Origin of the sequence: Kitasatospora arboriphila (assembly GCF_039528095.1) — a bacterium.
GTDB classification, from domain to species: Bacteria; Actinomycetota; Actinomycetes; order Streptomycetales; family Streptomycetaceae; genus Kitasatospora; species Kitasatospora arboriphila.
On the sequence record NZ_BAAALD010000010.1, the window covers coordinates 128,409 to 154,976 of the forward strand.

The 26,568-nt window shown below is 74.0% G+C and carries 28 protein-coding genes, 1 tRNA gene and 1 pseudogene; 9 read left to right on the plus strand and 21 right to left on the minus strand.

Annotation, left to right across the window (positions count from 1 at the left end):
* The first annotated feature begins 80 nt into the window (after positions 1-80).
* The gene (locus tag ABD353_RS08405) at positions 81-1,022 is read left to right on the plus strand and encodes a metallophosphoesterase (protein WP_344622848.1); all 942 of its coding nucleotides are present in this window, start codon (positions 81-83) and stop codon (positions 1,020-1,022) included.
* A 100-nt stretch (positions 1,023-1,122) separates the two neighbouring features.
* Positions 1,123-1,196, plus strand: a tRNA-Pro gene (locus ABD353_RS08410).
* Between the two features lie 119 nt (positions 1,197-1,315).
* Here ABD353_RS08410 and ABD353_RS08415 read toward each other — a convergent pair.
* Positions 1,316-1,438 carry a hypothetical protein gene (locus ABD353_RS08415; RefSeq protein WP_344622849.1) on the minus strand — a complete coding sequence of 41 codons (123 nt, stop codon included), beginning with the start codon at positions 1,436-1,438 and terminating at the stop codon, positions 1,316-1,318.
* Positions 1,439-1,680: 242 nt separating this feature from the next.
* Here ABD353_RS08415 and ABD353_RS08420 point away from each other — a divergent pair, with 242 nt between their 5' ends.
* Positions 1,681-2,400 carry a transglycosylase family protein gene (locus ABD353_RS08420; RefSeq protein ID WP_344622850.1) on the plus strand — a complete coding sequence of 240 codons (720 nt, stop codon included), beginning with the start codon at positions 1,681-1,683 and terminating at the stop codon, positions 2,398-2,400.
* A 474-nt stretch (positions 2,401-2,874) separates the two neighbouring features.
* Here ABD353_RS08420 and ABD353_RS08425 read toward each other — a convergent pair whose 3' ends face one another.
* The 5 genes from ABD353_RS08425 to ABD353_RS08445 all read right to left on the minus strand — a co-directional run bounded on the left by ABD353_RS08425 (position 2,875) and on the right by ABD353_RS08445 (position 6,121).
* The gene (locus ABD353_RS08425; protein WP_344622851.1) at positions 2,875-3,264 is read right to left on the minus strand and encodes a peptidase inhibitor family I36 protein; all 390 of its coding nucleotides are present in this window, start codon (positions 3,262-3,264) and stop codon (positions 2,875-2,877) included.
* A 108-nt stretch (positions 3,265-3,372) separates the two neighbouring features.
* A complete protein-coding gene (locus ABD353_RS08430; RefSeq protein WP_344622852.1) occupies positions 3,373-4,308 on the minus strand; it encodes a hypothetical protein in 936 nt (311 codons plus the stop codon).
* 711 nt (positions 4,309-5,019) lie between these two features.
* Positions 5,020-5,187: a hypothetical protein gene (locus ABD353_RS08435; RefSeq protein WP_344622853.1), complete on the minus strand. Its 168-nt coding sequence runs from the start codon at positions 5,185-5,187 to the stop codon at positions 5,020-5,022.
* Between the two features lie 320 nt (positions 5,188-5,507).
* The gene (locus ABD353_RS08440; RefSeq protein WP_344622854.1) at positions 5,508-5,645 is read right to left on the minus strand and encodes a hypothetical protein; all 138 of its coding nucleotides are present in this window, start codon (positions 5,643-5,645) and stop codon (positions 5,508-5,510) included.
* A 113-nt stretch (positions 5,646-5,758) separates the two neighbouring features.
* Positions 5,759-6,121, minus strand: a complete 363-nt coding sequence (locus ABD353_RS08445; RefSeq protein ID WP_344622855.1) for a hypothetical protein — start codon at positions 6,119-6,121, stop codon at positions 5,759-5,761.
* Positions 6,122-6,333: 212 nt separating this feature from the next.
* Between ABD353_RS08445 and ABD353_RS08450 the strand changes: the two genes are divergently transcribed.
* The 3 genes from ABD353_RS08450 (at position 6,334) to ABD353_RS08460 (ending at position 8,000) form a co-directional block, all read left to right on the plus strand.
* Entirely contained in the window at positions 6,334-7,332 is a 999-nt protein-coding gene (locus ABD353_RS08450; protein ID WP_344622856.1) for a helix-turn-helix domain-containing protein, read from the plus strand.
* A gap of 150 nt (positions 7,333-7,482) precedes the next feature.
* On the plus strand, positions 7,483-7,638 hold the full coding sequence (locus tag ABD353_RS08455; RefSeq protein WP_344622857.1) for a hypothetical protein: 156 nt from the start codon (positions 7,483-7,485) through the stop codon (positions 7,636-7,638).
* Between the two features lie 5 nt (positions 7,639-7,643).
* A complete protein-coding gene (locus ABD353_RS08460) occupies positions 7,644-8,000 on the plus strand; it encodes a LysR family transcriptional regulator (RefSeq protein ID WP_344622858.1) in 357 nt (118 codons plus the stop codon).
* A gap of 45 nt (positions 8,001-8,045) precedes the next feature.
* Here ABD353_RS08460 and rsgA read toward each other — a convergent pair whose 3' ends face one another.
* From rsgA to ABD353_RS08495, 7 genes are all read right to left on the minus strand, one after another.
* Positions 8,046-9,065 (minus strand): ribosome small subunit-dependent GTPase A, encoded by a 1,020-nt coding sequence (gene rsgA, locus ABD353_RS08465; protein WP_344622859.1) that lies wholly within the window; start codon positions 9,063-9,065, stop codon positions 8,046-8,048.
* Between the two features lie 29 nt (positions 9,066-9,094).
* Positions 9,095-9,733 (minus strand): 2OG-Fe(II) oxygenase, encoded by a 639-nt coding sequence (locus tag ABD353_RS08470; RefSeq protein ID WP_344622860.1) that lies wholly within the window; start codon positions 9,731-9,733, stop codon positions 9,095-9,097.
* Positions 9,730-10,995 carry an MFS transporter gene (locus ABD353_RS08475; protein ID WP_344622861.1) on the minus strand — a complete coding sequence of 422 codons (1,266 nt, stop codon included), beginning with the start codon at positions 10,993-10,995 and terminating at the stop codon, positions 9,730-9,732. The genes ABD353_RS08470 and ABD353_RS08475 overlap by 4 nt, the downstream gene beginning before the upstream one ends.
* A gap of 4 nt (positions 10,996-10,999) precedes the next feature.
* Positions 11,000-12,061: a JmjC domain-containing protein gene (locus tag ABD353_RS08480; protein WP_344622862.1), complete on the minus strand. Its 1,062-nt coding sequence runs from the start codon at positions 12,059-12,061 to the stop codon at positions 11,000-11,002.
* The gene (locus ABD353_RS08485; protein WP_344622863.1) at positions 12,058-13,182 is read right to left on the minus strand and encodes a hypothetical protein; all 1,125 of its coding nucleotides are present in this window, start codon (positions 13,180-13,182) and stop codon (positions 12,058-12,060) included. The genes ABD353_RS08480 and ABD353_RS08485 overlap by 4 nt, the downstream gene beginning before the upstream one ends.
* 500 nt (positions 13,183-13,682) lie before the next feature.
* Positions 13,683-14,228, minus strand: coding sequence for a DUF6197 family protein (locus ABD353_RS08490; protein ID WP_344622864.1), 546 nt, complete (start codon positions 14,226-14,228; stop codon positions 13,683-13,685).
* A 134-nt stretch (positions 14,229-14,362) separates the two neighbouring features.
* The gene (locus ABD353_RS08495; protein ID WP_344622865.1) at positions 14,363-17,035 is read right to left on the minus strand and encodes an AAA family ATPase; all 2,673 of its coding nucleotides are present in this window, start codon (positions 17,033-17,035) and stop codon (positions 14,363-14,365) included.
* Between the two features lie 134 nt (positions 17,036-17,169).
* Between ABD353_RS08495 and ABD353_RS08500 the strand changes: the two genes are divergently transcribed.
* The 3 genes from ABD353_RS08500 (at position 17,170) to ABD353_RS08510 (ending at position 19,918) form a co-directional block, all read left to right on the plus strand.
* Entirely contained in the window at positions 17,170-17,532 is a 363-nt protein-coding gene (locus ABD353_RS08500) for a nuclear transport factor 2 family protein (RefSeq protein ID WP_344622866.1), read from the plus strand.
* An 80-nt stretch (positions 17,533-17,612) separates the two neighbouring features.
* Positions 17,613-19,448 carry a S9 family peptidase gene (locus tag ABD353_RS08505; RefSeq protein WP_344622867.1) on the plus strand — a complete coding sequence of 612 codons (1,836 nt, stop codon included), beginning with the start codon at positions 17,613-17,615 and terminating at the stop codon, positions 19,446-19,448.
* A complete protein-coding gene (locus tag ABD353_RS08510; RefSeq protein ID WP_344622868.1) occupies positions 19,445-19,918 on the plus strand; it encodes a hypothetical protein in 474 nt (157 codons plus the stop codon). Before ABD353_RS08505 ends, ABD353_RS08510 begins: the two co-directional genes overlap by 4 nt.
* 24 nt (positions 19,919-19,942) lie before the next feature.
* Here ABD353_RS08510 and ABD353_RS08515 read toward each other — a convergent pair whose 3' ends face one another.
* The 8 genes and pseudogenes from ABD353_RS08515 to ABD353_RS08550 all read right to left on the minus strand — a co-directional run.
* Entirely contained in the window at positions 19,943-20,716 is a 774-nt protein-coding gene (locus ABD353_RS08515) for an SURF1 family protein (RefSeq protein ID WP_344622869.1), read from the minus strand.
* Between the two features lie 193 nt (positions 20,717-20,909).
* Positions 20,910-21,938, minus strand: a complete 1,029-nt coding sequence (locus ABD353_RS08520; RefSeq protein WP_344622870.1) for a hypothetical protein — start codon at positions 21,936-21,938, stop codon at positions 20,910-20,912.
* Positions 21,931-22,455 carry a SigE family RNA polymerase sigma factor gene (locus tag ABD353_RS08525; protein ID WP_344622880.1) on the minus strand — a complete coding sequence of 175 codons (525 nt, stop codon included), beginning with the start codon at positions 22,453-22,455 and terminating at the stop codon, positions 21,931-21,933. The genes ABD353_RS08520 and ABD353_RS08525 overlap by 8 nt, the downstream gene beginning before the upstream one ends.
* 292 nt (positions 22,456-22,747) lie before the next feature.
* On the minus strand, positions 22,748-24,028 hold the full coding sequence (locus ABD353_RS08530) for an aspartate kinase (RefSeq protein ID WP_344622871.1): 1,281 nt from the start codon (positions 24,026-24,028) through the stop codon (positions 22,748-22,750).
* Positions 24,029-24,266: 238 nt separating this feature from the next.
* The gene (locus ABD353_RS08535) at positions 24,267-24,908 is read right to left on the minus strand and encodes a DUF5063 domain-containing protein (RefSeq protein WP_263104627.1); all 642 of its coding nucleotides are present in this window, start codon (positions 24,906-24,908) and stop codon (positions 24,267-24,269) included.
* Positions 24,901-25,500 carry a recombination mediator RecR gene (gene recR / locus ABD353_RS08540; RefSeq protein WP_263104626.1) on the minus strand — a complete coding sequence of 200 codons (600 nt, stop codon included), beginning with the start codon at positions 25,498-25,500 and terminating at the stop codon, positions 24,901-24,903. Before recR ends, ABD353_RS08535 begins: the two co-directional genes overlap by 8 nt.
* Before the next feature lie 256 nt (positions 25,501-25,756).
* Positions 25,757-26,071 carry a YbaB/EbfC family nucleoid-associated protein gene (locus ABD353_RS08545; protein WP_411543876.1) on the minus strand — a complete coding sequence of 105 codons (315 nt, stop codon included), beginning with the start codon at positions 26,069-26,071 and terminating at the stop codon, positions 25,757-25,759.
* Positions 26,072-26,270: 199 nt separating this feature from the next.
* A pseudogene (locus ABD353_RS08550) lies at positions 26,271-26,568 on the minus strand (DNA polymerase III subunit gamma and tau); the annotation flags it as partial.

The following is a 26,568-nucleotide window of genomic DNA, read 5'->3' on the forward strand; positions in this document are numbered from 1 at the left end:
GGCCGGTCCGGGGCCGGTCCGGGCGTCCTCCGGTGACCTGCCCGTTCACGACCCGAACCGGTGTCTGAGAGCATGGACCGATGCGACCGCTGTACTCCGTCCCGCTCGGTGTCGCCGCCGCCGGCGCCGCCTGCCTCGCCTACTCCGCAGGCTACGAGGTCCGTGCCTTCCGCCTGCGCCGCGTCGAGGTTCCGATCCTTCCGCGCGGCGCACGGCCGATCCGGATCCTGCAGGTCTCCGACATCCACATGGTGACCGGGCAGCACAAGAAGCAGCGCTGGCTGCAGAGCCTCGCCGGACTCCGCCCCGACCTGGTGGTCAACACCGGAGACAACCTCTCGGACCCGCTCGGCGTCCCCGCCGCCCTGGACGCGCTCGGCCCGCTGATGGACTTCCCCGGCGTGTACGTCTTCGGCTCCAACGACTACTACGGGCCCGCCCGCAAGAGCCCCACCCGCTACCTCACCGCGCTGCGGACGGGCGTGCACGGCCTCAACAACCCGGACGGCTCCGGCCGCCGCGGCATCAAGGGCGCCGTCCACAACCCGTGGCAGAAGCTCCGCGACGGCTTCGACGAGGCCGGCTGGCTCAACCTCAACAACGCCCGCGGCCGGCTCACGATCGCCGGTCTCGACGTCGAGTTCACCGGCCTGGACGACCCGCACATCCGGCACGACAAGTACGCCAAGGTGGCGGGCGGGCCGTCCGCGGACGCCGACCTGTCGCTGGCCGTCGTGCACGCCCCGTACCTGCGGGTGCTGGACGCCTTCACCGCCGACCGCTACCCGCTGATCCTCGCCGGGCACACCCACGGCGGACAGCTCTGCATCCCGTTCTACGGCGCCCTGGTCACCAACTGCGACATCGACACCGACCGGGTGAAGGGCCTCTCCACCCACAAGGCCGGCGGCCACCGCTCCTACCTCCACGTCTCGGCCGGCTGCGGCACCAACCGCTACACCCCCGTCCGCTTCGCCTGCCCGCCGGAGGCCACGCTGCTGACCCTCACGCCGGGCCGCTGACCTGCTCCGACGCCCCCAGGGGAATCGGATTTCGTCTCTCGGCACACCTCCTGTAGAGTTCTACTCGTTGCGCCGGAGACGGAAGGCAACAGAGCAGGACCGGGGTGTAGCGCAGCTTGGTAGCGCGCTTCGTTCGGGACGAAGAGGCCGTGGGTTCAAATCCCGCCACCCCGACCCAGTAAGACCAGGTCAGGCCCGGTCTCCCGCAAGGGAGACCGGGCCTGACTGGCTTTCCGACGCCTCTCGGGAGAATTCCGGGAGAAACCCCGTCCTGGAGGATCTCCCCGCCGGATCTACCAACCGGCCCTCAGCAGGGTGTCGAGCGTCCTCACCGGCAAGCCCGGCGACATCTCCCGGCGCACGGCGAGGGACTCCTCCCGCACCCGGCTGAGGTCGTCCATCAGGGTGCGGCGCATCTCGGCGGTGACGTGCGAGTAGCGGGCCCGGGGCGCACGACACCGCCCCTTCCTCCGGCCCGGACGCGGGCTGCTGTGGCCGGGCGGCCGCCTCTAAGCGAAGTGGTGCGAGCGGGTGGCCGGGCGCGGCCGGGCGGGTGACCCTTGCGGGATGTCGACCGGGCCCGGGCTGCGGAATGTGTCAACGGTGGAAGTGCGGTGCCCCGGGGCACCGGCCACCCGACCGCCAACCCTCTCGGGGAGTGAGCACCGCCGTGTCCATCGCCCACCGGATCCTGCAGCTACTCCTCGCCCTCGCCTGCGCAGCGGGCCTGTGGACGGCCGCCGCCCCCGCCAGCGCCGCCTCGCGGCGTACCGTCGCCGTCGCAGGTACCGCAGGTACGGTCGCTACCGCGGCGAACGCCGCCGCCGAAGCCGCACCGGCCAGCGGCCAGGGCGTCGACTGGGACGGGATCGCCGCCTGCGAGAGCGGCGGCCGCTGGCACCTCAACACCGGCAACGGCTACTACGGCGGCCTGCAGTTCGACCAACAGACCTGGCGCGCCAACGGCGGCACCGCCTATGCACCGCGCGCCGACCTCGCCACCCGTGAGCAGCAGGTCGCGGTCGCCGAACACCTCGCCGCCCGCCGCGGACTCGCCCCCTGGCCCGCCTGCGGCGCACGCACCGGCCGCCCCGGCGCCCACCACGCGGTCCCTCAGCCGCGACCGGCACAGCAGCCGGCCGCCGTCGAGAAGCCCGCCGCTGGCCAGAGTGCTGCCGTCGCCGAACCGGACACGGCCGCCGACCCCGCACCTGCGGACAACGCCGCCGTCGTGGTCCAGGACGGCGACACCCTGGACGCAATCGCCCAGACCCTGCAGCTCCCCGGCGGCTGGCCCGCCCTCTACCAGGCCAACCAGGACACCGTCGGCGACAACCCCGACCTCATTTTTGCCGGCCAGGTCCTGCGGCTCCCCTGAGCCTGCGCGCCGGAAACCGCCAGCCCGGCCTTCACCCGTCGGGCGTGTTCTCGCAACTCACCTGTCCACGGCTTACCGCACCAGTGCCCGCGCCGAGGGGAGGCTGATGCTCCGAGGCGCGCGATCTCCATACCGCCCGGGCAGGTTGAGGTAACACGGCGCCTTCTCTCGGATTCGACGCCGCGGGAGAGTTGCGGGCCGGCGCAGCCGTGCGCCATCTGTGCGAGCAGGCTTCCAGACTGCCCAACTGTCCCATCGAGTTCCGTGTGTCGACACACGACCTGACGAGAGTCTGTTTGATGCTTCGCTTCGGGGGCGTTGATGCTCCCGATGTGGCGGTAGGCCAGGTGTGGGGCAGCCGGACGCTATTCCGCGCTCCTGCGGCGGTGTTGTCGCGGTCTTTGTCAAAGCCCGGCTCCGGTACGCCGGTACGCCGGAACGCGTACCGGCGACCGGTTGCCATGTGGGTGGGGCTCAGCAGTCCTCGGCGAACCTCACCGAGGCGTTCTCGTTGTACGTGTTGACCAGGTTCGCGGCATTGCGGTAGTTGAACATGTCCATCGGGCCGCTGTAGTTCGAGTTGTAGTACACCCGGACCGTCATGCACACGTTGGAGACAGCCGATGCGGCGTTGTTCTTGACGCTCTGTCCCTGGCCGTTGCCGGGGCTGGTGAAGGTGTACCCGGCGAGGTCGCGAATGTTCGACGACATCGCGATGTGGGAGCCCTGCTCGTTCGAGTTGTAGAAGAGGCAGAACTTGCCGTCCGGACAGTCGCGGACGGCGGCCTGCGCAGAGGTGGCGAGGGTGGGGACGAGCACGGCAGCGCCCAGGGCCACTGCGGCGAGCTTGAGGGTACGCTTCATTTCTTTGATCCTCTCTTCATGGGACGTTCCAGGCGTGTGTGCAATCCCCTCGGCGTGCCTGGGGAAGGGCGGGCGCGCCCGGACGTGAAAAAGTGTCAGCCCACTACTTCACTGGTCGCGCAGCACGGCGTCGGCCTTGGCGAGTTCCTCGGTCTTCGCCGCGAGCACCGCCGTGAATTCGGCTTGTTGCCGTGCTATCAATTCCTTCTGCAAGGAAGCCTCGACCGCGAACCAGGTGTCGATCAGATGCACTTGCTGCTTGCAGATCACGTCAGCCGCCGCCACCTGGAGCTCCAGCGGCGTGGGTGAGTCCCCCAGGAAGCGCCGGTCGCCGATGGCATCCATCGGATTGGGGTAGGAGTAACCCCTGTTCCTCATGCAGCCGGACCACGCCTCGAATGCCTGCGTGACCTGCGCCACCGACATGCTGGCCTTGAAAGTCTGGAAGTTGGCCTGCTGAGCCACGCTGCTCGGGCCCAGGTCCCCCGAACCGGCCAGGCCGCGCTTCGCCTCGTCGTAGCACCCGCCCGGTGGTACCGGTACGCCGTTGACCTGGAGGTTCGTTTCGTCCGCACCGGTCTTCCCCGGGAGGTGCCCGGTGAGCACCTGCTGCTGCTCGGCGGAGAACTGCGGCGGGCGGACCGGGTGGGTGCGCGGGTCGCGGTCGCCGAGGTGGTAGCCGTTTGCCGCCGCCTCGGCCGGGTCCGTCAGGCCGTACCGGCGGTCCATGAACGTGCGCGGTCCGGTCGGCGGGTCGGCGGGACTGATGGCGTAGTCGAGACCGAACCGCTGCATGCACGCCTTGCGCAGCACGGCTCCCGCCCTGGTCAGCTTCGCTGTCTCCGCCTCGGAGAAGAGATACGGCTCGATCGGAAGATGCAGATCGGCACTGGCCGGCAGTGCGGACGGAGACTGCGTGGTCGGCCTCGCCTCTGCGGCCGGCTGACCGGATGACGAACAACCGGGCAGGGCAAAGCACATGAGCCCGGCCAGCCCTACCCGCACACCTCTGCCGTTCAATCGCTGACGCGCGGCGGAACTCATACGCCGACGGCCCCGATCGCGGTCACCGTTGCACTCATGGCCAGGTACTTGCACATCTTCCGCATCTCGTCCTGCGTCCTCTTCCGGTCCGCTTGCAGTGGGCAGCCGGGTGAGCTCTCGCCCTGGACGCCATCGTGGTGTGCGGAGGTATCGCGGTGGTAGCGCCCCCCGGTGCGAAGAGGGTGATCCCGCCGCGGACGAACCGCGGAGGAGTACCGGGAGAATCCTGGGAGAAGATCTCGGCATCGAGGACGCATCAACAGCACTAAGCCCACCGCAGGCCAACGATTTGACCAGCGAGAATGGCGGTCGGCACAGGTCGGCTACCATCCCGGACCTCATCGGGACGAAGAGGCCGTGGGTTCAAATCCCGCCCCCCGACCCAGTGCAGAGGCCCTGCCGGAGAAATCCGGCAGGGCCCCTGTCGTTGTTGTGCGCCCGCCCGAGTGACAGAGCCTCAGGTGCGGCCCCGTACCGCTGCCCCTGCTGCGGCTTCGTCACCCTCGACGAGCATGGCGGGTTCGTGGGGGTAGTGCGTGCCCCGCGGCCCGAGGAGTTCCGTGCGGGAGTGAGTGGCCCGGATGTCGCGCAGGGCCCCGCGTGCGTCGCGTACCGCCCGGCCGGGCCGGCGAGGGGGTGCAGTGCTCGGGTCGGCACCGGGCCCGCTCGCCGGGGCCTCAGTGGGCCGCTGGAGGGCCGGGCGGGCGCGCTTCAGGCATAGACGTCCATCTGCTGGGCGAGCTGCTCGTGCGGGTACCAGTGGGAGATCAGGCCGTGCGGTTCGCGGGCGAGTTGGCGTCCGGTCAGGCGGTGCGACTCGGGGGCGGTGGCGGTGCCCTGCGCGGTGGGGTCGTTGCGGTGCTTGGGGGCGAAGGTCATCCTGTCTCTGCCTCTCGGTGCGGTGGTGCGCGGAATGGGTCCTGGGCGGTCTGCGGACAAAGTGAACGGTTGCCGCGAAACGGGGTTCGCGGCGCTGCGGCAGGAAGGCGGCCCGGGGCTCGGTGATTCCCGGCCGGTGGATTCCCGGCCGGTGGATTCCGCCGCTGCCCGGTCGCGTACCGCGCCGGCTCCGGAAGAACGCGCGGGAAGTCGGGTACGGGCGGCCCGGCGGCAGCGGGCACATCGGGTACGTCCGGTGCCGCGCCCATTCACCGGATTGCGGCGACGACGGCCGGTCCCCGATTGCGGACGGCTTTCGGTCACTCCCAGCCGGTGGTGTCGCCGGCCGCGGCGGCACGGACCACGGGGTGCCCGCCCGGCGCCGCACTCTGCGCCGCGAGGGCGGGGAGGGCGACGAGTGCCAGAAGGGCGGCGAGGGTGGCGACGGTGCGGTGCACGGTGTGACTCCGGTGGTGGTCGGGCTGGTCGGGTGATCGGGGCGGACCGGGCCGCTCTGCGGGGCCGGGGCGGACCGGCCGTGATCAAGCTTCGTTCGCGGACGGGCGCCGTGTCAGCTTCCGGAGCTGTCCTGATCCTGTCGTGGCAGGGACCGTCCACCTCCGGACGGCCCGGCGAGCAGCTGCTCGAAGTGGGCTCCGACGAGCGCGGCCCCGCAGTGGGCGACGGTGAGCGGGCGGAGCCTCGGCTCGGCGGCGATCGCCCGGACGGCGGCGGCGCGGGCGATGCGCTCGGACTCGACGAGGGAGGGCGCGGTGACGAACATGCCGACGGTCGGCGGGACGGTCCCGTCCCGGGAGATGCTCACGTGGTCGATCGGGCCGCCGGGGCGGAGGCGGTCGAGCAGCAGGTCCCGCAGGTCGTCCGGGGGTACGGCGCCGTCGGGCGCCGCCAGTCGGACGTGGATCAAATACATGGGACGACTGTGCTGTTCGACGACGGCCCGCTACAAGGCGTACGGACGGACGCTTTATGCCACGGCAGGAACCGGACGGTCCGTCACGGAACGCTCCCGGGGTCCGGGCCGGCCCGACTTCCGGGGATGACGGATCTTGGCGGCTTCTGACTGATCACCTACAATCCGTACCCGCGCGTATGCACCGATTCACGCGGGTCTCCGGGGGGAAAATGCTGCACGAATTCGGCTTGGACGAAACGGCGGAAAGCGTTTACCGAGCCATGCTGGCCTTTCCCCAGGACGATCTGGCGCAGCTGTCCGGTCGGCTCGGCATGCCCGACGAAGAGGTCCGCGGGGTGCTGGACCGGCTGCACGAGCTCGCCCTCGTCCGGCGTCTCGCCGAGGAGCCGCCGAGGTTCCGGGCGGTCTCCCCGGACGTCGGCATGCAGGTGCTGGTGGCGCGGCAGCAGGCCCGGCTGGCCCTGGAACAGCAGCGGACGGAACAGGCCCGGCTCGCCGCCGCCCAGCTGATCGCGGACTTCGCGGCGCTGGCGCCCGACACCGGTCAGGGCGTCACCCAGCTCACCGGCATCGAGGAGATCCGGGACCGGATCAACGCGCTCTGCCACCAGGTGCAGGAGGAGGTGCTGACCTTCGCGCCCGGCGGCGGGCAGAGCGCCGCCAACATGGAGGCCGCCAAGCCGCAGGACCGCATGCTGCTGGAGCGCGGCGTCCAGATGCGGACCCTCTACCTGGACAGCGTCCGCAACCACCCGCCGACGGTCGCCTACGCGCGGTGGCTCGCGGACCTGGGTGCCCAGGTGCGGACGGTGCCGTCGCTGCCGGTCCGGATGATGATCGTCGACCGGCGGGCCGCGATCATCCCCGTGCACGGCGAGAACACCGCGCACGGGGCGGTCGAACTGACCGGTCACGGCACCCTGGCCGCCCTCTGCGCGCTCTTCGAGTCGGTGTGGGACGGCGCGACCCCGTTCGGCGGGGCCGGGGCGCGGCCGCGCGACGACCGCGGGCTCGACGCCCAGGAGGCGGCGATGCTGCGGATGCTCGGCCAGGGCCACACCGACGAGGCCATCGCCAAGCGGCTCGGCGTCTCCACCCGGACGGCCCGCCGGATCGCCGCCGATCTGATGGACGCGCTCGGCGCCCGCAGCCGGTTCCAGGCCGGCGCGCGGGCGGTCGCCCGGGGCTGGATCACCGGCGAGGAGTGACGGCGGGCCCCGCTCCCGACGGGCCGTGGGTGGACGCTCTATGCCATCGCATGATCAGGACAGCTCGGACTGCTGACTTCCCGTCCGGCGCCCGGTGATGCTGGAGACCGCCGGACACCGCCAGGCCCGGCCCGTCGAACAGGAGCACCCATGTCCCGCATGCTCGCCAGGATCGCGACGCTCGTCGTGCTCGCCGCCGCGCCCGCGGCGGTGCTGCAGGCCGCCACGGCCGTGCCGGCCGCCTCGGTGGCCGGGGCCCGGCCCGCGGTCGCCGTCCAGGGCGACCCGACCACCGGCTGGGAGTGAGCGGGATGGAGCTCCAGCACCTGCGGGCGTTCCGGGAGGTGGCCCGCGCCTCCAGCTTCACCCTCGCCGCACGGAACCTGCACTGTGCCCAGTCCACGGTCACCGGCCAGATCAAGAGCCTGGAGCGCGCCCTGGGCGTGGTCCTCTTCCACCGCCGGGGCCGCTGTCCGATCGAGCTGACCGAGGCCGGCGAGCTGCTGCTGACCCGTACCGAGGAGATCCTGCGCAGCGTCGAGCTGACCAGCCAGGAGGTCCGCCGGGTGCAGGAGCTGCGGCGCAGCGCCCGCCCGTACCGCACGGCCGGGTCGCCGGCCCGCGACCGCGCCGCGCTGGCGCCCGCCCGCGAGCTGACCGCGGTCTGACCCGCGGTCCGAAGCCCGCCCGCACCGGCCCGGCCGGCCGAAGCGCTACCGGTTGCGCCGGGCCTGCTTGCTGACGGCCTTCCACTGCTGGCGCACCTCGGCCATGGCCGCCGGGTCGTTGCGCCGGCGCCGGTAGTCGATCTCGCCCTGCAGCTTGCGCCAGCCGGACAGCCGGGCCGCGGGCAGCCGCCCGTCGGCGACCGCCTCCTCGACCGCGCAGCCGCCGTCCCCGCTGTGCCGGCAGTCGCCGTAGCGGCACTCGGCGGCGAACCGGGCGACGTCGGCGAAGACGTCCTCGACGGCCTCCTGGCTGGCCGAGAGCTCCAGTGAGCGGATGCCGGGGATGTCGAGCAGTACGCCGCCGGCGGCCAGCCGGTGCAGTCGGCGGGTGGTCGTGGTGTGGCGTCCGCCGACGCGGCCGAGGGCGGCCACCGGTTCGTGGGTGCCCTCCAGTTCGTTGAGCAGCGAGGTCTTGCCGGCGCCCGAGGGGCCGAGCATCACCGTGGTGGTGCCGGTGCCGAGGTGGGCGCGCAGTTGCTCCAGTCCGTCGCCGGTGCGGGTGCTGATCGGCACCACCGGGACGCCGGGGCTGAGCTGTTCGGCCTCCGCGGCACGGGCGGCTCCGCCGTCGTCGGTGGTGTCGCTCTTGGAGAGGACGAGGACGGGCTGTGCGCCGCTGTCCCAGCCCATGACCGACAGCCGTTCGACCATCCCGGTGTTGAGGCCGCCCTCCAGCGGGACGACCAGCAGGACGGTGTCGATGTTGGCGCCCATCACCTGGGGGGCGTGGCCGGCGGCGCCGGGCCGGGAGAGTGCGGTGCGGCGGTGGGCGACCTCGCGGATCCGGCCGTCGTCGACGAGGACCCAGTCGCCGGCGACCGGGGTCCGGTCGAGGGTGCCCGCGACGCTGACCGTGCGCGGCTCGTCGCCGGCGGCCGGGTCGAGCACCTCGCAGACCGAGCCGTGGTTGATCACGACCCGGGCAGGCGGCGCGTTCCAGGACCAGTGCTGCTCGTCCTCGGACGTCCAGCCGATCCGGCGCAGTTCGGCGCGCTCGTCGAACACGTGTGGTCTCCAGGTGTGGTGGTGGCGGGTCAGGCGGTGGCGGCGTCGTGCCGGACGGAGACGAAGCCCGTCCAGGTGCGGCGCAGGCGGTCGCCCGCGGCCCGGTCGACCCGCTGGACGGAGTGCATCGTCTCCGAGCGGAAGACGACCAGCCGGTTGGGGCGGGGCAGGATCAGCGTCGGGTGGACGGCGGAGTCCATCAGGCCGTCGCCGTCCGCGGTGTCCGGGCCGGACGGTGCGTCGACCAGGGCCAGTCCGCCGCCCCAGCTCGCGCTCCAGGCGCGGTGGGCGAAGAGGACGAAGGCACCGACCCGGCGCTCGCCGGCGTCGTTGTGCCAGCTGAGCCGGGAGCCGTCCGGGTAGGCCCACGGGGTGAAGGTGATGTCGAGGTGTTCGGCGCCGTCCCGGTCGAGGACGTCCACGGCGGCGGTGATCCGCTCGGCGACGGTCCGCTGCCAGGCCGGGGCGGTGTCGGGCAGGGCGGTGAGCGGATGCTTGGCGCCGGTGCCGTGGTAGCCGAAGCCGTCGAGGAACGGGTCGATGGTACTGAGCGCGGGCTTCAGCGGGATCCGGGCGAACTCCTCGGCGAGGGCGGTGAACTCCGCCCCGGCGAGCAGGTCGTCGACCACCAGGTAGCGGTCGCCGCGGGAGTGGGTGTGCCCGGTCACGGGCGGACCGCCTTCCGGGCCGGGGCCGCGAGACCGGCGGCCGGGATGCAGAGCAGCGCGGTCGCGACGGCGAGGCCGAGGAACAGGGTGTCGTAGTGCGCGGCGAGCAGGCCGCCGAGCAGCATGCCGACGGGGGTGCCGGCCGAGTTGACGAAGTTGTCCACCGAGGCGAGCCGGGAGACGTACCGCTCCGGGATCTCGCTCTGGTAGGCGCTGTCCCAGATGACGCCGCAGGCGGCGGTGGTGAGGGCGGTGAGCGCGAAGGCCGCGCCGACCAGGGCCAGCGGCATCCGGTCGTGCAGCGCCAGGGCGACGAACTGGAGGACGGCGCCGAGGGCGACGGCGGCTGCGGCGGTGCGCCAGGCGTAGCGGCGGGTGGCGGCGACGACGGCGAGCGAGCCGAGCAGGGATCCCACGGCGAGGCAGGTGGCGAGCACGGACCAGGCGCCGGTGCCGCCGAGCGAGTCCACGGCGATGACGGGTCCGGCGACGGCGACCAGGCCGATGCCCAGGGAGACGACGAACCACAGGGCCATGCCCGCGCCGAACCACGGGTAGCGGGCCATCACGGCGAAGCCGGCGACGAAGCGGTCGTCGTCCGCGGGCTGTTCGGCCGTCGCGGGCCCGTCGGCGGCCGGGGCGGCGGTGTGCCGGGTCGGGGTCCAGATGCGGCGCAGCCGCAGCAGCAGCGCGAGGTTGACGGCGAAGGAGGCGCAGTCCAGCCAGAGCACCCAGGAGAAGCCGACGGTGCCCATGAGCACGCCGGCCAGGGCCGGGCCGAGCAGGAAGCCGAGGTCGGCGACGACGGAGAGCAGGCCGTTGGCCTCCTGCAGCCGTTCCTCGGGGACGAGTTCGGGGGTGAGGCCGAGCTGGGCGGGGTTGTAGAGGCCGGTGCCGATGCCGTAGACGGCGGCCGAGACGCACAGGTGCCAGCTCTGCAGCTGGATCGGGCCGAGGACGAGCAGGGCGAGGCCGGCCTGGGCGCCGATGCGCAGCACGTCCGCGGTCATCATCATCGTGACGCGGTTGTGCTGGTCGGCCCACCGGCCGCCGGGGGCGACCATGAGGAACCGGGCGACCCAGAGGCTGAGCAGCACCGAGGTGATGCCGGCCGCGGAGTCGGAGACCTGGTACGCGGCGAGCGAGAAGGCGACCGGGACGGGGGCGTCGCCGAGTTTGGAGACGGTGTTGCCGATGAAGAACGTCCGGAACCGGGCGTCCTTCAGGACGGCCGTCCCGGACTTGAGGCGGGAGAGGGGCACGGGGTCATCCTTCGCAGATCAGGAAGTCGTGGCGGATGCCGAAGCCGACCAGGCTGCGGACGTCCGCCGCCGGGAGGTCGCTGCGCTCGCACAGTTGGGACCAGCTCAGCGGGGCTCCCGCGGTGAGCAGGCCGACGGTGCGGGCGAGTCGGCCGTCCAGTCTGAACCGCCGGTCCATGGTGGTGATCACCAGCCCGTCGCGGGCGTGTTCGACGGTGGGCGGGAACCGGCTGGCCCAGCGGATCCTGGCGTCGTCGCGGAGTTCGCCGGTGAGCGCGCCGGGCAGGGAGACGCCGTGCCGGCGCTCGGTGCGGCGGGCGAGGCGGCCGGCGAGCCGGGTCCGGTCGGCGGCGGGCAGGCCGGTGCCGGCGGTGCACAGTCGGCGGGCCTCGGCGGCGGCGTCGGCGAACGGCTCGTACCCGACCGTCAGGTGGACGGTCAGTTCGCCGGTGCCGGTGACCCGGTGGGCGGTGCCGCGGGGGACGGACAGGCAGGTGCCCGGTTCCAGCACGGTGTCGAGGTGGCCGGCGGCCAGGTCCGCGGCGCCTGCGCCGATCCGGGTGTCGACCTCCCAGCGCTTGCGGCCGGCGAGTTGGAGGATGAGCGCGTCGTGGTCGTCGGTGTGCACGTCGAAGGCGGACGCGGTGCCGGCGGTGATGTAGCAGTTCACCCAGGCCCGGGCGGTCAGCAGGTACTCGACGGCCTCGCGCAGCATCATGACGGTGCCGTCGAGGGCGTCGAGGTGGCTGACCACGAGGGTGGCGCCGCGGTCGACGGCGCTCTGCAGGTAGGCGGGGACGAGTTCGGTGTGCAGGACCTCGCCGTCGCCGACGCGGGAGCGCATCCAGCGGCTGCGGTCGATCTCGCGTCCGGATTCGACCAGGCGGAAGTTGGTGGCCAGGGCGCCGGGCCGGGCGAGCGCCGACCAGACGCCGCCGAGCAGTGCGGCGGCGGCGTCCCGGTGGCCGTCCGGGGCGTGCCGGGCGACGGTGCCGGTGAGCGGTTCGGGCCCGAGGCCGTCGAGGGCGGCCAGGACGTAGGCGTAGGGGTCGAAGCTGCTGTTCATGCGGTGACCACGGCTCCCCGGCGGTGGAGCTCGGCGGCGAGTTCGGTGCGCTGCGGGCCGGTGAGGCCGGCCGGCAGCAGGTCGGCGAGCTCGGCGGGGGTGAACGGCAGGGGGGAGCCGGTGGCCTGCTCCAGCGGGCCGAAGTCGAGGCGGTCCGCGAAGTGCAGGGTGCGGCCGCGGACGACGAGCACGGTGCCGTCGGCGGTGCCTGCGGCGGCGACGGCACCGGGCCTGGCCCAGCGCAGTGTCGCGTCCGGGTCGGGTGCGGCGGCGGGCAGGGCGGCCCGGTGCGGGGTGGAGAGGTAGCCGTTGGTGCGGCGCTTGAGCTGGGCGAGGTCGATCTCGTGGGCGACCCGTTCGGCGAAGTCCGGCTGCTCGGCGGCGGTGCGGACCAAACCGGTGATGGCCCGGCCGGTGGGTGCGGGCGGTTCGCCGGCCGCGGGCAGGGCCGCGCGCAGGAAGGCGTCGGCGGCGAGCGGTCGCGGGCGGGCCGGGTACGGCGTCAGGCCGACGAAGGCCGACGGGCCGAGGTTGCGGAAGACGTGGTAGGTGTCCTGCGGGATGCAGAGGAAGTCGCCGGGCTGCAGGAGGTGTCGCTCGGCGGTGGCCAGGTGCTCCTCGATGTCGAAGCAGATCCGCCCGAACGAGGGGCTGGGGGTGACGGCGCTGTCGTCGAAGCTTCCGTCCGGCCAGACCCACACCTCCTTGGGTGCCGGGCCGAGGTGCAGGATCAGCGAGGCCTCGGTGTCCTTGTGGATGCCGAAGGGCGTCCAGCCGGAGTCGGCGACGAAGGTGTAGACGTCGGCGCCGGAGGGGAGTTCGCGGGCTCCGTGGCCGAGCAGCTCGCGGACGAGTCCTTCGGCCCACTCCCCCAGCGGGAGGCTCCAGGCCGAGATGTCGTTCACCGCGATGCAGGCGTCGGGGCCGTCGGCGACGCGGGCCAGCCAGTCGCCCGCGGTCTCGTCCGGTCCGAGCGGCGAGGCCGTGAACCGCTTGGTGAGCCGGTAGTCGAAGGCGCCGGGCCGGAACGCACGGATCCGCAGGTCGCCCGGGGCTTCGCGGGTGGCCGTCCGGAGCGCGTCGGCGATCAGTCCGCGGACGTGTTCCGGATCCTGCACCACGCCGGAGAGGAATACCGTCCGCGTGAATCCCGGGGATTCCGCGGTCGCGAAGGAATTCCACTTCCGCATGTCAACGCTCATCGTCAGCACCCCCTGCTGCAAAGCCGCACGCGGCCGGCCGCGAAGCTGCGGCGACCGGCCCACGTGCAGAAATGAAGGCTCAGTGACCGACGTCCTGGCGCGGGCCGAAGTCCGCCTCGAACTCCTTGTCGTCCTCCTCGAGGATTTCCAGGACGAGGTTCTTCTCGTTCTCCATGTCACTTCCCTTCCACTTGTCGGCCGGTGTTTCCGGCCGGTGAGAAGAGAAAACCAGGCGGCGCCGGGGCGCTTCAAATTCCATCAGGTATCGCGATGAAAACGCCGCCCGGCCCGAGCGGGCCGGACGGCGGGAGGGGACACAGGGCGGGTGGCGGGAGAGGCACAGGGCGGGTGGCGGGAGGGGGCACAGGGTGGGTGGCGGGAGAGGCACAGGGAGGGGGTGCAGGGCGGGTGGCGGCGGGTCAGATCCCCAGGGTGTGGGCGCGGGCGGCGGCCGAGGCGAGCACCCGGTGGACGTCGGCCTCGCGGGTGGTGGGGGCGTCGTTGAAGACGTCCGGCGAGCTGACGGGGATGCCCTTGGCGTGCAGCACCTCCATGACCTGGGTGCGGGCCCGGCGGACGGTCTGCGGGGTGCCGTAGCCGTGCGCGAGGACGGCGGCCTGGGCGCCGAGCAGGCAGACCCGGCCGCGGGAGTCCCACAGGGCGCCCTGCAGCCAGCCGTAGGCGGTGAGGTAGCGGGAGGTCAGCTGCAGGTGCCCGGCGACGGAGACGGGGACGGGCCGCGCCTGGCGGTGCGCGAGCCGGTCGAGGACGGTGCGGCGGGGCAGCGGCTGGTCGGCGTTCCACGGCTGGAGGACCCGGCCGAGCGGGCAGACGTACGGGACGGGGACGCGGGCGGAGGCCGGCAGCGAGGCGAGGTAGTCCTCGATCTCGGCGATCAGGGCGGAGCCGCCGGCGGTGACGGTCAGTGGGGGCGGCGGACCGACGATGAGGTTGGAGACGGGCATGACGCTGATCCTTTTGTCCGGTTTCATCCGGATTCATTGATAACCCGAAAGGCCCCCTGCGGCGCGCCAGGGCGCCGCCCCGCGCGCGTCGGCGCAGCCCGGCCGGGCACCGGCGCGAGGGCCCGTCCCGGGCGTCAGACCAGGTCGGCGAGGTCCTGACGGGAGGTGACGCCCAGCTTCGGGTACGCCTTGTAGAGGTGGTGGCCGACCGTCCGCGGGCTGAGGAAGAGCTGCGCGGCGATGTCGCGGTTGGTCAGCCCCTGCGCGGCGAGCCGGACGATCTGCAGCTCCTGCGGGGTCAGGGCGGCGAGCGGCCCGGCGGCCGGCGCGGCGGGCGCACCGACACCGGTGGCGGTGAGTTCGGTGCGGGCCCGCTCCGCCCAGGGCCGGGCGCCCAGCAGGTCGAACGCCTCCAGGGCGGCCCGCAGCTGCGGCCGGGCGTCGGTGCGGCGGCGGGCGCGGCGCAGCCACTCTCCGTAGAGCAGCGCGGTGCGGGCCTGCTCGAACGGCCGCTCGGCGGTGCGGTGCAGGTCGAGCGCGGCCAGGTAGGCGGATTCGGCGAGTTCCTCGGGCCCGAGCAGGGCCTGGCAGCGCAGCAGCAGGGCGCGGGCCCAGGGGCGGTCACAGGCCTCCACCCAGCGGGCGAACCGCCGGTACGGCTCCTCGGCCCGCTCGGGCCGGCCGAGCCGGACGGCGGCCTCGACCAGGTCGGGGACGGCCCGGGTGCCGGAGACGTGGTGGCGCTGGGGGCCGCCGGTGAGTTCGGCGAGCCGGTCCAGGGCCTCGGCGGCGCGGCCCTCGCCGAGGTCGAGCAGACCGAACGCCCACTGCGTCCAGGCGCGGCCCGCGGGGCGGGCCGGGCCGCCGCCCTCCAGCGCCTCGGCCACCCGGGCGGTGCACCGGCCGGCGTCGCCGGCGAGCGCGGCGAGCAGGGCCAGCAGCGCGGCGAGCTGGCTGGTCCACTGGTGCTGGCCGGTGTCGCGGGCGAGCGTGAGGCCCTCGTCGGCGGTGATCTCGGCGTCCCGGTGGCGGCCGTGGAAGAGCTGCGCCTCGGCGTGGAAGAACAACAGCGCGGGCAGGGCGCCGACGGCGCCCGCGCGGCGGGCCTCGTCGATGAGGTCGGCGGTGACGCGGTGGGTCTCCTCGTCCCGGCCGAGCACCAGGGTGATGCCGCTCAGCTGGGTGAAGTCGCGGACGACGTCGGCGCCGGCCCGGCGGGCCCGGTCGACGGCCACGGCAGCGTCGGGCGGGGCCTGGGCGGGGCGGCCGAGCAGCGGCAGGGTGCCGGCCAGCAGGTAGTCGGCGATCGGCGCCGCCGGGTCCTCGGGCGGCAGGTCGAGGGCGGCCAGGCGGTCGGCGAAGGCGGCGAGTTCGGCCTCGCCGAGGTACCAGGCGGCGTGGCAGGCCTGGAAGAGCATCCGGGCGGCGTGCGGGGCGGCGAGGTCGCCCGCCGCCGCGTCGAGGAGCAGCCGGAAGGCCGCGGGGTGGTCGCCGCGCAGGAAGGCGGCGGTGGCCCGCAGGTGGTCGATGAGGGCGAGCGCGAGGGGGTCGGCGGTGCGGCTGCGGGCGCGGACGGCGAGTTGTTCGGCACGGTCGGTCTCGCCGGCGTCGGCGGCGGCCTCGGCGGCGAGCACCAGGCGGCGGGTACGGCCGTCGTGGTCGGCGGTGAGCCGGGCGGCGCGCTCGTACGCGGCGGCGGCGCCGGCGTGTCCTCCGCGGGCCTCGGCGCGGTGGGCGGCCTCCTCCAGGGCGTCGGCGAGGGCGGCGTCGGGGCCGGTGGCGGCGAGCGCGAGGTGCCAGGTGCGGCGGTCGCCGTCGAGGGCGCCGGCGAGGGCCCGGTGGACGGCGATCCGCTGGTCGAGCGGGGCGCGCTGGAGGACGGCGTTGCGCAGCAGCGGGTGGTGGAAGGCGATCCGGGTGTCGTCGGCCCGGACGAGGCCGTCCTGTTCGGCGGGTGGTAGGTCGGCGGGGCCGGCGCCGAGGGCGGCGGCCGCGGTGAGCACGGTGGCGGCGTCGCCGGTCTCCTCGGTGGCGGCGACCAGCAGCAGGGTCTGGGTGGCGGCGGGCAGCCGGGTGAGCCGTCCGTGGAAGGCGAGCCGCAGCCGGCCGGGCAGCGGCAGCGGGCCGCCCGCCGTGTCGGTGCCGAGGGCGGCGGGCAGTTCGGTGAGGGCGAGCGGGTTGCCGTGGGCCTCGGCGAGCACCCGGCGGCGGACGGCCGGGTCGAGGGCGGCGGGCAGCAGCCGTTCGGCGTCGGCGGGTCCGAGCGGGGCGGGCCGCAGTTCCGGCAGTCCGCCGGCGGGGAAGGTGCCCTCGCCGTCGCGGGCGGCGAACAGCAGCACGACGCCCTCCTCGCGGAGTCGCCGGGCGGCGACGAGCAGGGCCTCGGCGGAGGCGGAGTCGAGCCACTGGGCGTCGTCCACCAGGCACAGCAGCGGCTGTTCGGCGGCGAGTTCGGCGAGCAGGTGCTGGGCGGCGAGGCCGAGCAGCAGGCGGTCGCCGGGGCTGGTGTCGGCGAGCCCGAAGGCGCCCTGCAGGGCGCGGCGCAGCGGTCCGGGCAGGGCGTCCAGCCGGTCGAGGGCGGGGGCGAGGAGCAGGTGCAGTCCGGCGAAGGGGAGTTCGGCCTCGTACTCGATGCCGGCGGCGCGGACGATCCGGAAGTCCCCGGCGTCCCGGGCGGCGGCGTCGAGCAGGGCGGTCTTGCCGATGCCGGCCTCGCCGCGCAGCACGAGTGCGCCGCTGCGGCCGCCGCGTGCCGCGGCCAGCAGTGCCCGGACCTGTGCCTGCTCCCCCGCCCTGCCGTACAGCATGACCGTCACCCTACCCAGCCGATTCCGTTGCGGGGCAGGGTACTTGCCTATGGCTGACGGATTCGCCGGGTACGGATCCCGCCTACCTTCGTGAGCAGCGGGAACGACCCGCGACGGATCGGGAGGACACCACCGTGAGCGACCTTCAGCAGATCGTGGAGCAGTACATCGCCGTCTGGAACGAGACCGACGGCGAGGCCCGCCGGGCCGTGATCGAGACCCTGTGGGCGGAGGACGGCAGCTACACCGACCCGCTGGTGGACGTGGCCGGGCGGGACGGGCTGGACGCGACGGTGGCGGCGGTGCAGGGGCAGTTCCCGGGGTTCGTGTTCACCCTGGGCCCGGTCGACGCGCACCACCACGTGGCCCGGTTCACCTGGGGTCTGGGGCCGGCGGGCGCGGAGCCGCTGGTGGAGGGCTTCGACGTGCTCGCCCTGGACGGCGCGGGCCGGATCGCCTCGGTGGCCGGGTTCCTGGACAGGGTCCCGGGCGCCTGAGGGCGGCTGCCGCCGCGGCCCGGTGCCCGGCGCGGTCGGACGCGTTCCGTTCCGCGCCGGGCATCGGGTTGGATGGGGGGATGAGCGAGGAGAAGAGCAGCGCACCGGCGTGGGAGCAGCGGTTCCGGGCGGCCCGGGTGTCGCTGCCGGACTGGGCGGACGACGCCCCGGAGCGGGCGCTGTACGTGTCGAACTCCACCGGCACCTACGAGGTGTACGCCTGGGACCGGGCCGCGGACGTGCACCGCCGGGTGACGGACCGCCCGAACGGCACCACGGACGCCGAGCTCAGTCCGGACGGCGCGTGGGTGTGGTGGTTCGACGACACCGACGGCGACGAGTTCGGGGTGTGGCGGCGCCAGCCGTTCGCGGGCGGCCCGGACGAGGAGGCGGTGCCGGGTGTGCCCGCCGCGTACTCGGCCGGCCTGGCGCTGGGCCGGGACGGCACGGTGGTGGTCGGCACCTCGACGGACGACGAGGGCACCACGCTGTTCCTGCGCCGCCCCGGCGCCTCGGAGGTGGAGGAGGTGTACCGGCACGCCGAGTACGGCGGCATCGGCGACCTCTCGTACGACGGTTCGCTGCTGGCGGTCGACCACACCGAGCACGGTGACGCGATGCACTCGGCGATCCGGGTGCTGCGGCTGTCCGACGGCGCGGCGCTCGCCGAGCTGGACGAGGTGACCGGCCGCGAGGAGCCGCGCGGGGTGGCCTGCCTCGGCTTCGCGCCGGCGGACGGCGACACCCGGCTGCTGGTCGCGCACCAGCGGCGGGGCCGCTGGGAGCCGATGCTGTGGGACGTCGCCACCGGTTCGGAGACCGAGCTGGGCCTGCGCGACGAGCAGGGCCGGGAGTTCCCCGGCGACCTGTCGGCGCAGTGGCGGCCGGGCGCGCGGGCCCTGCTGATCGAGCACGAGTACGAGGCCCGCAGCGAGCTGTTCTCGTACGACCTGGCGAGCGGCCGGCTGACCCGGCTGGACACGCCGCGGGGCACGGTGGCGGGGGCGACGGCGCGGCCGGACGGCACGGTGGAGTTCCTGTGGTCCTCGGCGGCGGAGCCCTCGGCCGTCCGCTCGACGGCGGGCACGGTGGTGCTGCGGGCGCCGGGGCCGGTGCCGCCGGGGTCGGTGCCGGTGGAGGACGTCTGGGTGGAGGGCCCGGGCGGCCGGGTGCACGCGCTGGTGCAACGGCCGGCCGGCGAGGGCCCGTTCCCGACGGTGTTCGAGGTGCACGGCGGCCCGACCCACCACGACAGCGACTCCTTCGCGGCCGGGCCGGCGGCCTGGCTGGACCACGGCTTCGCCGTCGTCCGGGTCAACTACCGCGGCTCGACCGGCTACGGGCAGGCGTGGACGGACGCGCTGCGCGAGCGGGTCGGCCTGATCGAGCTGGAGGACATCGGCGCCGTCCGGGCGTGGGCGGTGGAGTCCGGGCTGGCGGACCCCGCCCGGCTGGTGCTGTCCGGCGGCTCCTGGGGCGGCTACCTGACCCTGCTGGGCCTGGGGGTGCAGCCGGACGACTGGACGCTGGGCCTGGCGGCCGTCCCGGTGGCGGACTACCTCACCGCGTACGACGACGAGATGGAGGCGCTGAAGTCGCTGGACCGCACGCTGTTCGGCGGCACCCCGGAGGAGGTGCCGGACCGCTGGCGGGCGTCCTCGCCGCTCACCTACGTGGAGCGGGTGAAGGCCCCGGTGTACATCAGCGCCGGGGTGAACGACCCGCGGTGCCCGATCCGGCAGATCGAGAACTACGTCGGCCGGCTGGACGAGCTGGGTAAGGTGCACGAGGTCTACCGCTACGACGCCGGGCACGGCTCGCTGGTGGTGGAGGAACGCATCCGGCAGCTGAGGCTGGAGATCGACTTCGCGCGGCGCCACCTCGACGGCCCCGCGCTCGGGGGAGACGGCAGATGAGCAGACGCACCGCCCTGGCCACCGCCGCGGCCCTGACCGTCCTGCTGACGGCGACCGCGTGCTCGGACGAGAGCGACGACCCCTGCGACTACGACGCGGCGGGCCGGCCGTCGCTGTCGGTGGACGCGTTCACGGTCGCCGGGACCGCCCCGGACGACACCGCCGCGGACGGGACCGCGGCGGGCGGTGCGCTCGGCGGCGACCTGTCCGCGCAGCTGCTGGCCAAGACGGGGCGCAGCGCGAAGAAGTCGAAGAGCAGCCGCACGGTGCACCACCACCACAGCAGCACCACCTCGGGGTCGACCTCCGGGTCGAGCGGCGACGGCTCCTGCGGTTCCTCGCCGAGCCCGTCGCCGAGCGGGTCGTGGTCCTTCCCGAGCGCCTCACCGGGGACGGCCGCCGGGGGCGTGCTGCCCTCGCCGCGCTCGCCGCTGCCGACGGCGAAGACCCCGCTGCCGACGAAGCGCTGACCGCCCGGGCCGCCGGGGCCGGGCTCAGACGAGCCCGAGGGCCCGGTCCTGGGCGGCCTCGGCCTCGCGGCGCACGAGGCGGAACCACATGAAGACCACGAAGCCGGCGAAGACGAACCACTCCAGCGTGTAGCCGAGGTTCTGGAAGGCGCGCAGGGTGAGGCCGTTGCCGCCCTGCGGCTCGACGGTGGGCACCGCGGTCAGCGGGCCGGTCGCCCCGTCCGCGGCGACCCAGCCGTCGTAGACGGGGTACGGCAGCACGTTGATCAGGGTGGCCGGGCTGATGGTGCCGAGCTGCCCGGCGGGCAGTCCGCCCGCGACGGCGCCGCCGCTGCCGCTGTTCTCCGGTGCCTGGAGCCGTCCGGCGACGGTGACCTCGCCGGCGGGGGCCGCCGGGACGGCGGGGCCGCTGCCCGGGTCGCCGGGCGCCCAGCCGCGGACGACCGCGGCGGCCCGCCCGTCGGCGGTGCGCAGCGGGGTGAGCACGTAGTAGCCCTGCCGTCCGTCGAGGGTACGGCCGGGCACCAGGAGCTGGTGGGCGGTGTCGTAGCTGCCGGTGACGGTGACCGCCCGGCCGACGGTGTCGGTGTTGACCTGCGGGCTGCCCGCGGTGAGCACCTCGCCGAGCGGGGCGGCGGACGCCTGGGCCGCGGCGGCCGCGGCGGTGTTCCGGTGGGTGTCGACCCGCGCCTCGAAGCGGCCGAGCTGCCAGGTGCCGAGCAGCAGGCAGACCACGATGGCGACCACGCCGACGGCGGTGGCGGCGATCCACCGCGGAGTCAGGAGAAACCGGTACACACCCACCACGGTAACCACCTCCTACGGCCGCCCCTGCCTCCGGGGTGCCCGCCGCGCCGCCCGCCCGCCCGGCGAGGTCCGCACCCGGCGGGGTCCGGGCGGGAGGGCCGGGGCGTGGCCTCGACGGTCACGGGTGCGCCAGGAGGTGCCCCCACGCGCCCCCGGACCCGTCAGCCGGGCGTCGTGAGGACGGTTACCGGCTCGGGCCCGGGGTGGCGACGGCCGTGGGGGACTCGGCCGGGACGGCCTCGGGGGCGGTGCGGTAGACGGTGCCGCCGCAGCTCCCGGTGATCACGGTGCTGGCTGCCGTGGGGTCGCCGCCGGCCGGGGTGTGGGCGACGGTGACGCTCGGCGGGTCCGCGGTGGGCGTCGGGCTGGGGCTGGGCTCCGCGGTGGCGGCCGCGGGCGCGCCCGGGCCGCTGCTGGCCGCTGCGGTGGCCGGGGCCTCGGGGGCGGCGGCACCGACCCGCGGGGCGCTGCTCGGGCAGGTGCCCTCGGGCACCCAGCCGAACCGCACCCGGTACCCCTCGCCGGGGCCGAGCACGATCGGCAGGGCGACGGCGGCGGGCGCGGGCAGGGCGGTGGCGGCGTCGCCCGCGATGTGGTCGACGACCTTGATCCGGGTCTGGTCGGCGGGGCCGCCGGCGGTGGCGGCGACGATGCCGGGTCCGGTCACCCCGCAGCTGCGCGCCGAGGTGTTGCGGACGGTGAAGTAGCCGTAGGTGCTGCCCGCGCTGTCGACCGGCTCCAGGTGGGCGGTGGCGCGGCCGAGATCGGTGCGCAGGCAGGCGGGGACGGCGGCGGGCGCGCTCGCGGCGGTGCTGCCGGGGTCGGTGGCGGCGGTGCTGCCGCTCGCGGCGGCGGACGGGGTGGGCCGGCCGTCCGGCTGGGCGGGGAGCGGGGCGGTGCGCGGTCCGCCGGTGGAGCCGCGGGTGGCGCGCGGGGTGCGGTCGGCGCCGTGCGCGTCGGTGCTGCCGGCGGTGGTGCCGCCGGAGAGGTCGAAGGGCCGGACGGCATGCAGGGCGGGGACGACGGCCGCGGCGAGCAGGGTGGCGGCGACCGCGCCCGCCCAGGCGTTGCGGCGGCGGGCGCGGCGGCGGGGCACGGCGTGCCGGATCCGGCCGAGGGCGGCCGGGTCGGGTTCGACGGTGGCCACGGCCCGGTGGAGGAGGGTCCGCAGCTCGTGCTCGGCGCGGGCGGCGCCGGGCTGATCGTCAGTCATGGCTGCCCTCCATCAGGATGCGCAGGGCGGCCAGTCCGCGGGAGCCGTACGCCTTCACCGAGCCGACGGAGACGCCGAGCACTTCGGCGACCTGGGCCTCCGTCAGGTCCGCGTAGTAGCGCAGCACGAGCACCTCCCGCTGACGGCGCTGCAGTCCCCGCAGCGCGGTCCTCAGCTGATCGCGCTCCAGCGCATCGTAGGCCCCTTCTTCTGCACTGGCCATGTCAGGCATGGGCTTGGGGAGCAGGCGCAGGCCGAGGATCCGCCGGCGCAGGGTGGAGCGGGACAGGTTGACGACGGTCTGCCGCAGGTAGGCGAGGGTCTTCTCCGGTTCGCGCACCCGCCGCCGGGCTGCGTGGACCCGGATGAACGCCTCCTGGACGACGTCCTCGCACGAGGAGAGGTCGTCGAGCAGCAGCGCGGCGAGGCGCAGCAAGGACCGGTAGTGGGCCTGGTACGTCTCGGTGAGCTGGTCGACGCTGGCCCCTGTCGCGTCCGCCGCCGCGGCCGAGCCCATCCGACTAGCTGCCGACCGGCGCACCGGCAGCGACACCGCCGGCACCGCTTCGATCACGTTCGACACGCCTGTTGGACACTCGATCCCCCGTCATGGTTGCCCGGACGGCCTGCCATTCTTCCGTACCGACCGGAGCCCGCTCCAGCGGGACAACGGGTGATTCTGACGGATTGTCTCGGAAGGATCGGGAGAAACCGTGACGGTCGTCCCGATCGCGGGCCGGCGGGCCGCCGTCCGGCCGCGCGCAGGCGGGCGGGCCGGGGCACCTGGGTGCCCCGGCCCGCCCGGTGCGTCAGCGGCCGGTGCCGCCGTAGACCACGGCCTCGTCGGTCTCCGTGTCGAGGCCGAAGGCGGTGTGCACGGCGCGCACGGCCTCCGGGATGTCCTCGGAGCGGGTGACGACCGAGATGCGGATCTCGGAGGTGGAGATCAACTCGATGTTGACCCCGGCCTCGGAGAGCGCCTCGAAGAACGTGGCGGTGACGCCCGGGTTGGAGCGCATGCCGGCGCCGACCAGCGAGAGCTTGCCGATGGCGTCGTCGTAGCGCAGCGATTCGTAGCCGATGCCGTCCTTGGCCCGGCCGAGCGCGTCGATGGCCTTCTGGCCGTCGGTCTTCGGCAGGGTGAAGGAGATGTCGGTCAGACCGGTCGACGCGGTGGAGACGTTCTGCACCACCATGTCGATGTTGACCTCGGCGTCCGCGATGGCACGGAAGATCCGGGCCGCCTCGCCCGGCTTGTCCGGCACTCCGACGACGGTGATCTTCGCCTCGGACGTGTCGTGGGCGACTCCGGAGATGATGGCCTGCTCCATCTCGCCCCCTTCGGGCTTGTTGGGGTTGTCGGCGCTCACGATAGTCCCCGGCAGGCCGGAGAACGACGAGCGGACATGGATCGGGATGTTGTAGCGGCGCGCGTACTCGACACACCGGTCGAGGAGCACCTTGGAACCGGACGAGGCCAGCTCCAGCATGTCCTCGAAGGAGATCCAGTCGATCTTGCGCGCCTTCTTCACCACGCGGGGGTCCGCGGAGAACACGCCGTCCACGTCGGTGTAGATCTCGCAGACCTCGGCGCCGAGCGCCGCCGCCAGGGCGACGGCCGTGGTGTCCGAGCCGCCGCGGCCGAGCGTGGTGATGTCCTTGCTGACCTGCGACACGCCCTGGAAGCCGGCCACGATCGCGATGTTGCCCTCGTCCAGGGCGTTGCGGATCCGGCCGGGCGTGACGTCGATGATGCGTGCCTTGTTGTGCGTGGCGTCGGTGATGACGCCCGCCTGGCTGCCCGTGAAGGACTGGGCGTCGAAGCCCAGCGTTTTGATCGCCATGGCCAGCAGAGCCATGGAGATGCGCTCTCCTGCGGTCAGCAGCATGTCGAACTCACGGCCGGACGGAATAGGGGTCACCTGTTCCGCGAGTTCGATGAGCTCGTCCGTCGTGTCTCCCATCGCGGACACCACGACGACGACCTCATGGCCGGCCTTCCTGGTGTCGACGATCCGTCGGGCGACGCGCTTGATGCCTTCGGCATCCGCAACGGATGAGCCGCCGTACTTCTGCACGACAAGGCCCACGTGCGCTCCTCGACTTGTGTCGTTTCGGGGGTGGTGGCCCCCTTCTGCGGTCGCGGCCAGTCTATCGAGCGGGGCGCGGGCGACCGGAGCCATCCATATGACGAGACGACCATATCGCCTGGTGAGCAGCGGCAACAGGCAGGTCTGCGGGCGGACGGCCGCCCGCCGAAAGAAAATCCGGGGCCGGGCACCAGCCCGACCCCGGATTTCACGATGTGGAGATTCGGTGGAACCTTCGTCACAGCCCCAGCTCGGCGGCCATCAGGTCGCCCGCCTGCTGCTCCAGCTGCTCGTCGGTGAGACCGTCCTGGTCGGTGTCCGCGCCGTCCACCGCCGCACCGATCGGGCTGTCCAGCCGGACGTGCGCGATCAGCGACTGCAGCGCCCGCAGCACCGCGGTGCAGGTCGAGCCCCAGTTGGACAGGTACGAGAACTGCCACCACCACAGCGCCTCGCTGACCCGGCCCTCCCGGTAGTGCACCAGGCCGTGCCGCAGCTCGGCGACCACGCCCGCCAGGTCGTCCGAGATCCGGAAGGCGCTCGGCTTCTCCGGCGGACCGTAGGGGTCGAAGACCTCGTGGTACACGTCGATCGGCGCCAGCAGCTCGGCGAGCCGCTCGCGCAGCTCGACGCCGTCCGGCTCCGGCCCGGTGTCCGGCTCGAAGCGGTCCTCCGGCACGACGTCCTCGATCGCCCCCAGCCGGCCGCCCGCCAGCAGCAGCTGCGAGACCTCCAGCAGCAGCAGCGAGATCGCGCTGCCCGGCTCGTCGCCCTTGGCCACCTCGGTGACGGCGAGCACGAAGCTCTCCACCGAGTCGGCGATCTGCACGGCGAAGTCGTCGGGCTCGCTGGTGTGGGCGGTGTCCCTGTGGTCAGACATCGAGCAGTCGTCTCCCTTCGAAGGCCCGGCCGAGGGTGACCTCGTCGGCGTACTCCAGGTCCCCGCCGACGGGCAGGCCGCTCGCCAGCCGGGTCACCTTCAGACCCATCGGCTTGCACAGCCGGGCCAGGTAGGTGGCGGTCGCCTCCCCCTCCAGGTTGGGGTCGGTGGCCAGGATCAGCTCGGTGACCGTGCCGTCGGCGAGCCGGGTCATCAGCTCCCGGATCCGCAGGTCGTCCGGACCGACGCCCTCGATCGGGCTGATCGCGCCGCCCAGCACGTGGTACCGGCCGCGGAACTCGCGCGTCCGCTCGATCGCCACCACGTCCTTCGGCTCCTCGACCACGCAGATCACCGCCAGGTCGCGGCGCGGGTCCAGACAGACCCGGCACTGCTCGGACTCCGCGACGTTGCCGCAGACCGCGCAGAACCGGACCTTCTCCTTCACCTGCATCAGCGCGCCGGCCAGCCGCCGGACGTCCACCGGATCGGCCTGCAGGACGTGGAAGGCGATCCGCTGCGCGCTCTTGGGCCCGACGCCGGGCAGCCTGCCCAGTTCGTCGATCAGGTCCTGAACCACGCCCTCGTACACGTCACGCCTTCCTTCGGCCGGGGCCACGGCCCGGAACCCAGTGCTCCGGGGCCCGTCGCTCCGGTGCCATCATCCAACGAATCGGGCGCCGGACACACCGTCCGGCGCCCGACTCACCCATAAATCACACAGCACCGGCGCGTACCGGCACACTGCACGCCACCGGAGTGCCACCCGCCGTGCACCGCGCGCGGCGGGCGGCCGCGGCGGTGGTGCCCGATCGGACCCGGACCCGGACCCGGACTCGGGCCCGGACTCAGAAGGGAAGGCCGGGGATGCCGCCGCCGCCCAGGCCCTGGGTCAGCGGGCCCATCCGCTCGGCCTGCAGCTTCTGGGCCGCCGCGTTGGCGTCCCGCACCGCGGCCAGCACCAGGTCCGCCAGGGTCTCGGTGTCCTCCGGGTCGACCGCGGCCGGCGCGATCGCGAGCGCGACCAGCTCGCCGGAGCCCGTCACCGTCGCCTCGACCAGGCCGCCGCCCGCCGAACCGCTCACCTTGGTCTCGGCCAGCTCCTTCTGGACCTTGCCGAGCTCCTCCTGCATCTTCTGCGCCTGCTTCAGCAGCTGCTGCATGTTGGGCTGGCCACCAGGGAACACGGCACATCTCCTGTCCTGTACGACATCGTCGCCCCCGAGCCTACGCGGCCCGGACAGCCGCCGTGGCTGCCCTGCCCACCCCGGCCGACCGGTGGCCGGTGAGCGGCCGACCGGTGGCCCGGAACGGCAGGTGAACGGCCGCCGGGGTGGCCGGAAGCCGGCCGGGACGGGCGGCTCAGGTGTTGTGGTGGATCTCCTCCAGGACGGTCGCCCCGAGCTCACGGATGATCAGCTCCTGGCCGGAGAAGGCCTCCTCGGTCAGGTCCGGGTCGTCGTCCTCCGGGACGTCGTCCTCCGGCGCGACCGGCGGCGGCTGCGGCGGCTGGTACGTCCCCGCCGCCTGCGGCGGTGCGGCCGAGGGCGGAGCCGCGGCCTGCGGGGCCGGGCGCTGCGGCTGCATTGGGGCCGCCGGCTGCGGGGCCGCGGCCTGCGGTGGGGCGGCGGGCTGCGGCTGGAACGGCTGGGCGGGCGGG